Raw genomic sequence first — 13,093 nt, forward strand, 5'->3', positions numbered from 1 at the left:
GCCTAGGGTAGGTCCAGTGGGTTGGGGCGGCCAAGCGACAGCGTTGCGCGACGGAATGGCTGAGCGCGCATGGCGCGAGAGGGCTGGATCAGGGGCCGCATGACGACGTTCGAAGACCTGTTGAATCGTGCATCGGACCAACTGCTTCAGGATTTAGTGGGGCATGACGTTGTCCGGCTTCTGGTCGGTCTCGATCCAGCGCTTGCGCGGCCTGAGCGGCTCAGCGAGATCGCGCTGGGGTTACGCACCCCAGCCGACATGCTCCTCGATAGTGCCTTGCGAAGCGAGCTCCTGCTGCTGCTTCCTCGACACAGCGCAGAAGCGCTCGCTACGCGTCTTTCAGTAACCGGCGACCCGTTCCACGGCCTTACTACGATGAAGGTGCGGCGGGGCAGCGCACGGGCTACGGACCTGTTAGATTTCTTTGCTGTTGCCGACGACTCTGAGCAGGTAGTCACGCTGCCAGCGAATGAAACGATCACACCTGCACATCCGTTGTTTGCACACCAACGCTTGGCGGCGGCGCGGGTGCTCGACAATCTCGAACGCGAACCTCACCGGGTCATGTTGCATATGCCGACCGGATCCGGCAAGACACGAACCGCAATGTCGGTGGTATGCGATCTGCTGAATCAGAGGGAGCCCAGGTTAGTGGTCTGGCTCGCGCATTCGGAAGAACTCTGTGAACAAGCCGTCGAAGAGTTCAAGAAGGCCTGGGCGCATCTCGGTAACCGTCCAGTCGGTGTGCAGCGGTGGTGGGGATCCCACGGCTTGGCTGAACCGATCATCCGCGACGGAATCATCGTCGCAGGGCTCAGCAAGGCTTATTCATCGGTTCGCAAATCGCTCGCCGAAATTGGCACGATCGCGGGGCATGTCGGCCTCGTCGTAATGGATGAGGCGCATCAAGCGGTCGCTCCTACATACAGTCAACTATTGGACGTGCTGACCGAATCCGGGCGTCCGGCGCCCTTGTTGGGGCTGACGGCGACTCCCGGGCGGACGTGGAATGACATCGATGAGGACGAACGGCTCGCCGACTTCTTCTACCGCCGGAAGGTTTCGCTCGAAGTCGCCGGTTACGACAACCCGATTGAGTACCTTGTCGATGAGGGTTACCTTGCAGATACCGAATTCGAGCAGCTTCGGTATACGTCCGAAGGCGAGCTGTCCATCAGGGAGATCGAGGAACTAGAAGAGGCTCTCGATATCCCACAGCGCATCATCAACGCTCTGGCCGCGGACGAGCAGCGAAATATGTTGATATTGTCGCGGACCGAGGCGATGTGTCGTCGCCACAATCGTCTGATCGTCTTCGCGGCAACAAAGAGTCACGCAATCGTGCTCGCTACTGTCTTACGGGCGCGAGGGTATTGGGCTTACGCCGTGACTGGCGAGACACCGGCGAACGATCGAGGCCGCATTATCGCTGCGTTCAAAACATCCAGCGATGAGCCTCGGATCATCGTGAATTTCGGTGTATTGACGACCGGGTTCGACGCTCCGCAGACCAGCGCAGCCGTGATTGCGCGACCCACGAAAAGTCTTGTTCTGTTCAGTCAGATGGTTGGTCGAGCGACCCGCGGACCGAAGGCTGGTGGGAACAAGCAAGCTGAGGTGGCGACTGTGGTCGACACACGGCTGCCGGGCTTCTGCAACATGGCTGATGCTTTCGACAACTGGGAGGACGTCTGGTGACTGCGACGATCGAAGAGTTCGACATCGTTCCAACAGCACTTGCCGTAAAGGCCATGCGAGATAACGGCTACAAGAACGCGGCATACGCGATCGCCGAGCTGATGGATAACTCGATCCAGGCTGGAGCCCACAGTGTCCAGTTGCTGTGCGCGGACCGAGAATCGCAAGTCGAGCAGCGAACGCGCAAACGGCTGCACGAGGTGGCTGTACTCGACGATGGCCGTGGCATGAATGCTGAGACGCTTCAGATCGCCCTGCAGTTCGGCAACGGTACTCACCTCACCGCTGAGCAGCAGAAGGGTATGGGCCGCTTTGGCATGGGCTTGCCCAGCGCCTCAATTTCCCAGTGCCAGCGAGTTGACGTCTGGAGCTGGCAACACGGTGTCGAGAGTGCGCTGCACAGCTACATCGATTTGCGCGAAATTAGCGCTGGCACCATGCGCGTACTTCCGCAGCCTAAGCGCAAAGCCCTGCCAAGCGTGTGGAAGGCAGCAGCGGGTAAACAATCGTTTGGCGAGTCAGGGACCTTGGTCGTTTGGAGCGAGTTGGACCGCGTCTTTTGGCGGACTTCCAAAGCGTTGGTTGACAATTCAGAAGAGCTCATCGGACGGATGTACAGGTACTGGATCAACGATGGCCGGGTCTCCATCGCGTTAAGGAGTTTTCTCTTTGACGAGCCCAAGCACATTCTGCAGGAACGGTATGCGAAGCCGAACGACCCGCTGTACCTGATGTCGGGGACGAGCACGCCCGCGCCGTTCGACACAAAGCCTATGTTTCAGCCGTACCCGGCTGAGGGGGAGAACATCGTTCCGATAAAGGTGCGGTTCCGTGGCGAGGACCACGTGGTCACTGTCAAATTTTCGCTAGCGTCTGAAGAAGCTCGTGCCAGCGTGGAAGGCCAACCGTCGGGAAGTTTGCCTTTCGGACAGCACGCGGCGCGCAACGTCGGAGTGTCGGTTGTGCGGGCGGACAGAGAACTTGAGCTCGATCCGGCATGGACAACCACGTATGACCCACGCGAACGGTGGTGGGGAGTGGAGGTGTCATTCGAACCAGGACTCGACGAACTGTTTGGTGTATCGAATAACAAGCAATCCGCACGCAACTTCGCCGAAGCCGCCAAGGTGGACGCAGCCACCATAATCAAACAACACGGTGGGTCGATCTCCGCTGCCCGCGAAGCGCTAAAGGACGAAGAGGACCCGCTTGAACCCTTGCTCGAAGTCGTCCACCGGGTTCAGACGAATATAAAATTGATGCGGAGCCTTATCCAGACTCAAGCGGAAGGCCGGCGTCGTCGCGTTCGGCACGCGGAAAGAACCATCGAAGCGCAGGCAACAGATGCAGTCCGCAAACGTCAAGAAGAGGGGCATCGGGGTCGCAGCGACGAGGATGAGCACAAGCCGGCTGACGAACGTAAGTCCGACGTTGCCAACCAGTTGGAGCATCTAGGGCATTCCAGAGAAACCGCTGAGACACTCGCCGCCGAGACGATCGATAAGGGCCTTAAGTACCGGATGGAGGTCGCATCGCTCGAAGGAGGCGCATTCTTCTCTGTTCAGCCCCGAGGCGGGATACTGCTAGTCACTCTGAATACAGAACATCCTGCTTATGACCTCTTGCTGGGGGCGCGCGATCCAAAGAACCTGCCGGACGATGCGGACAAACTGAAGGATAAGTTGCAAGCCGCCCAAGTGGGGTTGGAAATGATGCTCTTCGCCTGGGCCCGCTACGAAGACGAACAGCCGACAGACCAACGGCGGCTCACCCAGAACATTCGACACGACTGGGGACGTATGGCAGAAGGCTTCCTCGAGAGCCGTTCTTACTAAGTCAATGGCGATGTTGGAAGCCATCCAGAGAGTTCTCGAAGAGGCAGCGGAGCCGCTCGCCGTCACTGACATAGCGGCGCGCGCGAACTGCGACATACGGGAGTGTGACGCGGTCCTCTGGCAGAACCCAGGTCACTTCGTCTGGCAGCCGGGACAGAAGTGGACTGTAGCGACTGCCAAGCATCGCGCAACGGATAACGAACGTGTAGACGCTCCGGACGCCCGGCCAAACATGATGTCAGCAGCGGAGCCAAAAGAGTTGCGTGCGTTCACCATGTCTAGCGGGCTGAAGGTGGCGGTGAACCGTCGACCTCTTGACTCTGACGCGTTCTTCACCGTGCGATCGGCGGGCAACACGCTAACCGTGACTCTCAACTCAATGCACGAGCTCTACGCCGAACTTCCCGTGCCGTTCGAAGCAGAGGGCGAGGAAGGATTCAAAGAACTCTGCGAGACCCTTCTTACCGCTTGGGCTCTCTATGAGGACGGACTGCCGGGCGGATCGGTGAAACGCGCCACGGAGGATGCGCGTCTGCTGTGGGGACGTCGAGCCGTCGAGGTGCTCAGGGAGCGAGAAGCGTGAGGAGCCCGGGATCAGCGCTTATGGAGCTCGCTGCTGAATCACGTCGTGAGTTCGTGATGTGCGCCCCATTCGCGAAGGAGAGCGTGGTATCCCAAGTATTGAGCGCTGTCCCGGACAATGTGTCTATTCGCCTGTTTACTAGATGGCGCCCGGACGAAGTCGCCGCGGGTGTGTCAGACACCGGCGTACTGGGGGCCGTCCGTTCGAGAGGCGGAGCCGTTTTCCTTCACGACCGGTTGCATGCCAAGTACTACCGACATGAGGGTGGCGCGCTTATGGGTTCAGCGAATCTAACGGCAACGGCACTGGGGTGGAGTCGGAACCCCAATCTCGAGTTACTCATACGGTCAAGCGACCACGAGATCGCGCCGCTCGAAGAATACTTGAGTGCCCATTCGGTAGTCGCTACCGACGAGATCGCTCGTGAGGTCGACGCTATTGCGGCGATGTTGCCCTCGGTAGAGGTCGATGACGCTATCGAACGAAGGGCGGGTCCGGGGATTTGGATACCTGCGCTGCGAATGCCCTCGGATCTCTTCGCGGCGTATGACGGCGGTCCCTCATCGCTTGCAACGCGATCAGCCGACGCGGCTGCTGCCGATCTGCAGGTGCTTGACCTGCCGGTTGGACTGAGTCGGGACCAATTTTATTCCCTCGTGGGTCACCGCCTCAGCAGCCAGCCGGTATTTGCAAAGATCGACGAATATCTCACCGAACCAAGAAGATTCGGCGAGATGCGGGGCATGCTCAGCCGTGCGGTAGGTCTCGACCGAGACCAAGCTGAGCAATCGTGGCAAACGCTCGTGCGCTGGATGCTCGAGTTCCTCCCGACGCGCTACGCACACAGCACCTTCAGACACTCCGAAGTGGTCTCGCGGGTATCCACGAAGTTGGACGAGGTCAAATGAGTCCGCAGCGAATCCTTAAACAAATTGCTGCAATACTCGAGGCGAATTCCCTCACTTGGAAAGATACGCCCGCGGGAGGGATGTACCTGAGGTTCTCCAGTGCTGGTGTGGCGATAGAGTTAGGCGCTTGGGGATCGCAAACCCTTATTCAGATTCGCAGCAACGTTCTGTCAGGCGTTGAGGCGGGGACTAAGACGGTTCTGAAAGAGGTGAACCGGTTGAACGAGGAATCTCAGTTCGGCCGGTGGGTGTACTACAAGACGTCTCGTACGATCGCGGTGGAGTACGACCTTATCGGTGATCACCTGCAAGAGAATGAGCTGATGACAGGTCTCGCCGCGCTCGCCAGGGCGGCCGACTTTCATGACGATCACCTGCAGCATGTATTAGGTGGCCTCCGAGCTTTCGAGGAAACAACGGGCTAGGCGAGCATGACGGAACGGACCATCGAAAGGCAGCGAACCGCGATCGGACGCGGGGATCTGTCGATGCCTGTGCGCCTTGGCATTCGAGATTCGATCTTGAAAGATTCGACGTCGATCCTCGACTACGGATGCGGGCGCGGGCAGGACGTGGTCCGTCTTCGAAAGATGGGATTGCACGCGAGTGGCTGGGACCCGTTCTATGCGCCCGACGGGCCTTTAGAAACCCACAACGTGGTCCTGTTGAACTACGTCCTCAATGTCATCGAAGATCAGAGCGAGCGTAGGGAGACGCTCAGCAAGGCGTGGCAACTGACGTCGGACGCACTGATTGTCGCGTGTCGCTTGAAGTGGGAGCTAGGCCCTATCACGGCCGCTGAGGTCGGCGATGGCATCGTTACTAGCCGCAATACTTTTCAGCACTTCTACACTCCAGGCGAATTGCGCAGTTTAGTTGAATCTGTGACGGGTCAACGCTGCGTAGCGCCTGCACCTGGTGTCGTGTATGTCTTCCGTCGCGATGAGGACCGATTCGCTTACCTTGCCCGCGGCGCCATCACCGACTTCGAATGGACAGACAGCCAAGACTACGCTTCAGCTGTCGCAGAGGTTGTTTCATTTGCAGAAGAGCGGGGGCGGCCCCCTCTGTTCGAAGAAATACCCCCGAACTTGCTCCCGCTGTTGGGGCGACTCTCTCGACGGTCTCTCCTCGAAGTTGTGAAGCAAGGGGCATCGCCTGAGCGCGTCGCCGCGGGGAATAGACGGACAACGTTGGATACGCTGCTCTATCTCGGCACGTCACTCTTTAGCGGCCGAGTGGCGCTGAGCGATCTACCTCTGCACGTTCAGGCGGACATCAAGCACTGTTTCAGGAGTTACCGCGAAGCGTGTGCGCGTGCGGATCGCCTCCTCGCGAAGATCCGTGACGACACGTACATCCGGGGGGCGATGCGCAATTCGCCCGGGAAACTGACGGCTAGTGCCCTGTACGTTCATCGCCGAGCCGTGCCGAAGATTCCAGTTGTCTTGCGGCTGTACGAGTATTGTGGGTTTGTCGCGGCAGGTCGTCCGGAAGACTGGAATATCCTCAAGCTTGAACACCGCGGCCGGAGGGTCTCCTGGTCGTCCTATCCCGAGTTCGATTCGGATCCGCATCCCACTCTTGACTGGATTTACGCAGTCGATATGTCCTCGCTCGAAGGTAGCTACCAGCGCTTTGGCGATCGTTCGAATCGCCCGCTACTGCACCGAAAGGAAGAGTTCTTATCGCCCGATGATCCGGCCGTCGCCAAGTACCGCCGTTTGACCGCGGCGGAGGTCAGAGCCGGCTTGTATCAGAACCCGACAATCATCGGACTCGAGGATGGTTGGGCCTCCGAATTGGTGCGTTGTGGAGTAGTGCTGCGCGGACATCGATTAGTTAAGCGGAAGTTGTAAGGCGCCTGAGAGTGCTTATAGCGAAGGGTGGCGCGAAGTCGTCCGGCGATGCAACTTACTGCTATTTACCAACGGCGAAAGCTCGGCTGTCTCGGGTCTCGTACGGGCCATCCGGGGTATCCGCTTAGACAGTTCGCTTCGCCGAAGTTGTGCGACGGTCCAACGGTCTGGCAGATGGGGCCCACCTTTTAATGGAAACTCCCGCTACTGCTTCAGGACTGACAATCTGTTCACTATAGCGGAGCGAAGGCTCTCGTAACGCGCTCCCAAAATGCTCCTTACAAAATCGTCAAACTCGTGTTCCGGAGCTTGTAAGAACTTATCGTCATCAACGCTGAGAAAGAGCGACGACTTCACCGATCCTGGCAGGTCTTTCATGTACTGCGCGATCGACTTCGCTCCGATGGCTTGATTTGTGGCGCCTGACTGATACACGCGATTCAGTGGGCTGTTGAGAAGAGCCGCGATGTCCCCTTTGCCTTTTCGAATTGCTTTCGTGGCTTGGCCGACCGTCGTAGCCGAGCCCAGTGGGATGAGGTGGTGGTCCTGGAGGTCATCAATGTCCGCATCGAGTTTTTGTTTGAGCGCGATATCTTGACCGCCCAATGCCAGAGTGAGCTGCAGCAAATACAGGCCGACGTCCGTACCTACGCGCTCGTCTTCGCTCGTACGAAGCAGAGTGTCCTTGGAAGAATACCCGTCGTCATTCAAAACGCGCTCTTCGCGCGACGCAAAGGGGTTCCTCTCACCGTCCTTAATCCAGGCGAGGAGGAGGTTCGTGTCGGTAACTGAGTTTTCATTCTGACGTGCCGTGTACGTATTGCTGAGAACTGAGGTCCAATACCAATATTCGACTTTATTGTACGTGGAAACTGGGATGTCTGGGTCGCGAAGCGCCATTGCCAGGGGAAGGACGAGTAGCTTATTGCGAAGAGCTCCCTCGTCTTTGACGCCGCACCGAAGCTGCAGATATCGCCACGCAGCCAAGACCGCCATCGTGGCGGCTTCCCACCCGGCGTCAATATCTTCGGCGCTCAGAGCCAGAACCTTTTCCGCCTTGATGTCGTCGACGGAGAATTCGGCTTCAGGATCGGCTGACAATCTGCGTAGCATGACAAGGACTTGGAGGAATTGCGTCTTGAAGGCGGTGGTGAGAGCGTCGTCGACTAGGGCGACGCGGTTCGACGCAGCCCACTTTCTGCCGGGAGTGCCGTAGAGGGCCTCCGGAACGGTGTCATCGTACTTCTCGATGCTTGCTTGGATCATTTCGGGAAGCGAAGTGGCTGATTGTCCTCGCGCATACCGCGCGGTTACAAGGTCAAAGGGCGTTAGGGGTGACCCACCGCGGTTGATAGCCTCGAAAATAGCGATGGCTTTGGGAAGTTCATCTTGAGTTAACTCAATGGTCCCGAGCCTAAAATCGTTAGGATCGGTGATTACCTTGAGGACTTTTTGAATCCACTCGGCGCGGCGGTCGCCCAGACGGTCACGAACCTTGTCTTCGGTCAAGTCCAACCAAGTTTCTCCCGCGCGCAGAAGGTCGGAGAATTCTTCTTGGTCGAGGGTGCCGTCTTTGTATGCTGCGAACAGTTCTTCGCGACGTCCGTCGGCAATTCGTTGCAGAGCCACCTTGATAGGGCCGTCGTCGGCGCTCCCCGACTCGGTCACCTCCCACAGCGGCGCAACGCCGTCTGCTGCGGCACCAACACCAACCGCTAAGTAGCGTTCCTTCTTACCGAGCCTGGGTTGGAACGCTGGATGGAACCACGCGTCGAGGCCCTTAGTCTTGTAGATGCTGTGCTGAACTAGAGCATCGGCAACGAGGTCCGGCTCTGGGGGTAGCCCGCTGAAGTGGAGTGTGTGGTACCCAAATAGGTCGGGGTCGTCTTGCTTCGGCACAATGCTGATGGACCAACGGTTCTTGAGAGCATTGAACGTCTCACCCCACGGCTTCCGCCAGTCTTCGCCTCTGAAGGTGTCGGAGAAAATGCTCCGGATAGTGCTAGCGCGTTGCTGGCCGTCCAGTAGAAAGTCGCAATTGAACACCGTGCCGGCCGGTTCGGAATGGATAATACCAACTTTTCTGGTCGCGAAGTCCGTGTTTTCTCCGCGCACGAGTAGAAGCGACCCGCACGGAATTCCGAGAAGTATCGACGCAGCTAGCGACTTGTGGTCGTCCGGCCGCCAGACGTATGACCGTTGAAAGTTGGGCAGCAGCACCTGGCCGCTGTTCGATTCGGCGATAAGAGTCGCGAGGGTCCGCGTCGCGTGCTCGATTGACATCCGTGCTCCCATGGTGTGCGGCGCAGTTGTGCCCGCCAAACTTACCAATCGATGCTCTAGATTCGGCATGGGCAGGGGTGCTCATGAGCTCGTTAGCCATCCATCGAGAACTCAATCGCTGGCAGCTGAGCCGACGGTCGAGTAGAACGGACGAGCTGAACGGCGACGGCCGTCGAACAGAACCGCGGTTGGAGGCAACTGCTCGTCGGTTTCGTGTTGTGCCGGGCGCCCGCACACCAAAGTAAGAGGCGCGGGGAAAAACGCCGAAAAAGAGAGACCGAAAGCCGCAACCTCTGTGGCCTCTCGCAGTAACCGCACACGTGCGGGATCCGCGCCTGACTCAACCTAGCGAGACGCCGGACGGATCCGCAAGATCACCGCGCATTCCGCAGCGCCACCAACGACACCAGCCCCATCTCCCGGTACAGCACCTCCGGCGGCACCTGCCTGAACCCGCGCACACCCGGCACGCCCGTCGCCGCCTGGGCGATCTTACGCGCGATCCGGTAGTCCATGTCCTTGAGCGACCCGCGGTCCGTCACCGTGTCCAGCAGCGCCGACAACCCCGCTACCGCGAACGGGCTGGTGACATCCAGCATCACATTCGTCGCCGCGACCAGGTGCCCCGCCCGCTCCCGCACCGTCATCGGCGACAGCGTCGGCGCCGCTGCGTCGATCCGCGCCGCGATCCGAGCAGCGAAGCGGCGCAACCGATGTGGTCCCAGCGTGACCGTTCCGGCCGCCGTCACCGACATACCCAGGCAGTCGATCCGGTCCCGCCCGCGGTACGCCGGATCAACCTCCGATGGCCGGCCGTGCACCGACAGCGCCGTGCGCAACTCCTTACTCAGCTTCCGCTTGACCCCCAGTTCGGCCACCAGTGCGTCGATCCGCGCGTCCACCTCGTGGAGAACCGCGAGATCCCCATGGGCGACGATGAAGTCGTCGTTGTACCGGGCATAGAACACCCCGTCGATGTCGGTGATCGCCCGATCCATCGGCACCACCGCCAGATTCCCGAGCAGCGGCACCAGCGGCGTCCCCATCGCCACCCCGTTGACTCGGGTGAACTCCGCGCCGCCCTCGTCGCGCACCACCGGGCGCACCAACGTGGTGATCAAATCCCATGCAGTATTGGTGATCTCACCACGTGCGCTGCCGAGGACAGCCACCTCCCGCAGACTCGTCCACAGCGCGGCGTCCGGCCCCACCGGCAGGTTGTCGCCGTACTTCTCGAAGTCGGACTGCAGCACGAACAGCGGACCGCCCCTCAGCCCGACCCGCTCCCGGTGGGCGCGGATGAACGCCGCGAACGCCCGCATCGCACCGACGTTCGTCAACCCCGGCAGATACGAGTACACCCCCGGCAGTCCGTAGCAGCGGGCGTTGTGCGACAACAGCTTGAACAACGCCGACCCGACGATGTGATCGACGAATCCCGGCATGTGTGCGGCGCGACGTTTGCCGTTGGTCTCGAGGAACCACAGATCGACCGGCTGCGGCCGGTAGCTGCCGTCGGCGATGCTCGCAGCGATGGCTCGGGACAACGCCTTTCGGTCGGACGCTGCATCGAAGTACGTGACGCCGTCGGCGACGTCGGTGAAGCCCATGCCCCGTTCGTTGCGTTTGGCGTAGATCCGCAGGATCGTTGACTCGTAGGTCGCCGGGTCGACGAGGCATGCGTCGATGTCGACCGGTTCAAGCGCCATGGGCGACGGTCTCCCGGTCCCACTGGCCGAGCCGCCACGCCTGCAGCGTCCGTAGCCAGCGCTGGAACTGCGCCGGCTCCGGGTCCGGGGGCAGCAGGAAGATCATCCGCACCTTGTTCTCGTGGAAGATCGGGGACAACCACCGTCCGGCCACCGACACCACCAACGCGTCGTCGTCGAGGCTCTTCATGGCCGCCGGCAGGATCGCCGGCACCAGATTCTCGTCGAGGGTCCGCATGGCCTGTGCGCCCGCGCGGGTGTCCAAGTCTGCCGCCATCCCGTCGGGGAAGATGTCCAGGAACTCCGGCGCGAGGCATTCCGGGCTCTGCGGCTCCTGCGGGACGCCCGCAACGCCTTTCAGCCACTGCGCGTCCATAATGCGGTCGAGCGCCTCACGTCCGCTCGCCGCCGGGTCCCGCCAGTACTGGCCCCGGTTGGCGGCGCCGCCGGTGGCGGTCTGCACCTCGAGATGGGGCTGCCGGTCCGGACAGAAGGGCGAGCGTACGAAGAACACCAGCGACGTCGCTGAACAGAAGGCCAGGGTTCCCCTGTCTGTCAACGTTCTTCGCATCAGGTCGATGGCGGCGGCCCGCTGGCGTTGCGGGATCCACTCCGGCACGGTGATTGTCCCGGCCCGCACGGGGCCCGGTTCGGCGGCCAGAGCCCGGATCCAGTCGCCCAGCGGCAACTGGGTCGGGGCCGGCGGGGTGCGGTCACGGAGGTGCTGCAGGTTGATGTGCACGATGAGCAGCGTGATCATTGCCGCCGTCAGCTCGACGAGGTCCGAGGCGGGGTTCACGTCGATCCACACCAGGCCGAACAGCACTGCCGAGAACGCGATGGTCAGGTTGAGCGCGCGAAACTGTCGCTCGGCGAACAGCCGGACCTCGTAGGTCCCGATGAAGCTGCGGACAATGAACAGCGGGAGCAGCGCCAGCAGGAATGTGAACGGAATGCCGGGAAGCACGAACAGTCCGAGCGCCACGGCGAGCCCCCAGAAGTACAGGGTGACCACCGGCGTGACGATGAGCAGCCGGTGGAAGAACCACACCCGGTACTCCCGCAGCGCCGGAATGCGCCGCAGCCGAACGAAATCGAAGTAGAAGACCGCGGTGGCCTCGTAGGCACCGCGCAGCAGCGGCAGCACCAAATAGAAGAACTGGAAGGCGTCGATCTCGCGCCACGACTCGAACCCGGCGGTCAGATCGAAGGACCGGGTGCTGGTGCCGTAGATCCCGGCGATCGCGAGGACGGCGATCGCGTCGAGCCGCAGGCCGAGACCAGCCACGGTGGTGTCGAATCCCTGTCGGAGAGGGATTGTCGGCAGACGGTCCCGCAGCGACCGCGATACCCGCGGACGAGGCGAGACGCCGTTCAGGCGGTAGAGGCGCAGGGTGAAGTGGACGGTGATCCAGATCGACAGCGCGTTGGAGGCGATGATCGCGACGACCACGGCCGCGGTGGGGTAGAAGAACACCCCGGCGCCGATGACCACGATCTGCACGAGGGTCGGGGTGAACAGCGTCCACAGCGGCCGGTAGATCCGACGGGTGGCGAACATGCCGGAATGCAAGACTCGCACCGGCATTCGCAAAGCGAGCTCCAGAACGACCAGCAGCGCGTACAGCAGTCCGAGTGGATCGCCGGTAGAGGGCAACAGGGACAGTGCCACCGCTGCACCGGCGACCGCCACGACCGTCGCCGCGATGAGCGACAGCACCAGCCAGCCGCTGATCTCGCGTTCGACGGCGTCCCGGTCGCGGGTCAGCGAGAGGCCGCGGAGGCGTTCGCGCATGACCTCGAGCAGTCCCCACCATGCGCCGCTGACGATGAGGCTGCCGACGCGCAGGATCATCACGGTGAACGCCGCGAGTCCGCCGAGGGCGGTGAGGATGATGAGGAACTCGGCGACGTGGACGACGAACGTGGTGCCGTCGACCAGCAGCGCGTAGCGCAGGCGGTAGCGGAAGTACTCGAACATCCGGCCGGTGAGCAGGCAGCCGTATAGGGACACCGTGCGCTGCTCGCGGCGACCGGTGCGTGCGAACCAGCGGTCGATGTCGTTCACCGCGAGATACCCGGGCATGCCCACACGTCCGTGGCACCTTTCGTCGGCGATCCCGCAACGCAGATGCATTGCTGTGGGAGGCTGTTGCCGTGCAGCACGCTACCTGCCGCTTTCCCTGGTGAAAGGGTGCACCATGCGGCGAGGCGACGT

The 13,093-nt window shown here is 61.0% G+C and carries 9 protein-coding genes; 5 read left to right on the top strand and 4 right to left on the bottom strand.

The genetic code is table 11. The features are described from left to right. Positions 1–99: 99 nt before the first annotated feature. The 3 genes from AU196_RS17845 to AU196_RS17855 are packed head-to-tail and all read left to right on the top strand — an operon-like array spanning position 100 to position 4,116. The gene (locus AU196_RS17845) at positions 100–1,698 is read left to right on the top strand and encodes a DEAD/DEAH box helicase (RefSeq protein WP_059096639.1); all 1,599 of its coding nucleotides are present in this window, start codon (positions 100–102) and stop codon (positions 1,696–1,698) included. Then, positions 1,695–3,533 (top strand): ATP-binding protein, encoded by a 1,839-nt coding sequence (locus AU196_RS17850; protein WP_231737634.1) that lies wholly within the window; start codon positions 1,695–1,697, stop codon positions 3,531–3,533. The genes AU196_RS17845 and AU196_RS17850 overlap by 4 nt, the downstream gene beginning before the upstream one ends. Positions 3,534–3,537: 4 nt before the next feature. After that, a complete protein-coding gene (locus AU196_RS17855; protein WP_059096410.1) occupies positions 3,538–4,116 on the top strand; it encodes a hypothetical protein in 579 nt (192 codons plus the stop codon). A 578-nt stretch (positions 4,117–4,694) separates the two neighbouring features. On the opposite strand, the gene AU196_RS25610 is transcribed toward AU196_RS17855, so the two are convergent. Beyond that, positions 4,695–4,895: a hypothetical protein gene (locus tag AU196_RS25610; protein ID WP_157546453.1), complete on the bottom strand. Its 201-nt coding sequence runs from the start codon at positions 4,893–4,895 to the stop codon at positions 4,695–4,697. Positions 4,896–5,020: 125 nt separating this feature from the next. On the opposite strand from AU196_RS25610, the gene AU196_RS17860 reads away from it, so the two are divergent. Continuing rightward, positions 5,021–5,449 carry a T3SS (YopN, CesT) and YbjN peptide-binding chaperone 1 gene (locus tag AU196_RS17860; protein WP_157546456.1) on the top strand — a complete coding sequence of 143 codons (429 nt, stop codon included), beginning with the start codon at positions 5,021–5,023 and terminating at the stop codon, positions 5,447–5,449. 6 nt (positions 5,450–5,455) lie between these two features. Then, positions 5,456–6,883, top strand: a complete 1,428-nt coding sequence (locus tag AU196_RS25230; RefSeq protein WP_082695761.1) for a DNA phosphorothioation-associated putative methyltransferase — start codon at positions 5,456–5,458, stop codon at positions 6,881–6,883. A 204-nt stretch (positions 6,884–7,087) separates the two neighbouring features. On the opposite strand, the gene AU196_RS17865 is transcribed toward AU196_RS25230, so the two are convergent. From AU196_RS17865 to AU196_RS17875, 3 genes are all read right to left on the bottom strand, one after another. Then, positions 7,088–9,166, bottom strand: coding sequence for a DUF262 domain-containing protein (locus tag AU196_RS17865; protein ID WP_059096412.1), 2,079 nt, complete (start codon positions 9,164–9,166; stop codon positions 7,088–7,090). Positions 9,167–9,540: 374 nt separating this feature from the next. Beyond that, entirely contained in the window at positions 9,541–10,875 is a 1,335-nt protein-coding gene (locus AU196_RS17870; RefSeq protein WP_059096413.1) for a reverse transcriptase family protein, read from the bottom strand. Beyond that, a complete protein-coding gene (locus AU196_RS17875; RefSeq protein WP_231737635.1) occupies positions 10,865–12,961 on the bottom strand; it encodes a hypothetical protein in 2,097 nt (698 codons plus the stop codon). Before AU196_RS17875 ends, AU196_RS17870 begins: the two co-directional genes overlap by 11 nt. Positions 12,962–13,093 lie beyond the last annotated feature (132 nt).

Origin of the sequence: Mycobacterium sp. IS-1742 (assembly GCF_001500125.1) — a bacterium.
GTDB lineage: Bacteria > Actinomycetota > Actinomycetes > Mycobacteriales > Mycobacteriaceae > Mycobacterium.

Coding starts and splice junctions, on each gene's coding strand:
- AU196_RS17870 (WP_059096413.1), bottom strand. CDS start 10,875: ATGGCGCTTGAACCGGTCGACATCGACGCATGCCTCGTCGACCCGGCG.
- AU196_RS17855 (WP_059096410.1), top strand. CDS start 3,538: ATGGCGATGTTGGAAGCCATCCAGAGAGTTCTCGAAGAGGCAGCGGAG.
- AU196_RS17865 (WP_059096412.1), bottom strand. CDS start 9,166: ATGTCAATCGAGCACGCGACGCGGACCCTCGCGACTCTTATCGCCGAA.
- AU196_RS17845 (WP_059096639.1), top strand. CDS start 100: ATGACGACGTTCGAAGACCTGTTGAATCGTGCATCGGACCAACTGCTT.
- AU196_RS17875 (WP_231737635.1), bottom strand. CDS start 12,961: ATGCCCGGGTATCTCGCGGTGAACGACATCGACCGCTGGTTCGCACGC.
- AU196_RS25230 (WP_082695761.1), top strand. CDS start 5,456: ATGACGGAACGGACCATCGAAAGGCAGCGAACCGCGATCGGACGCGGG.
- AU196_RS17860 (WP_157546456.1), top strand. CDS start 5,021: ATGAGTCCGCAGCGAATCCTTAAACAAATTGCTGCAATACTCGAGGCG.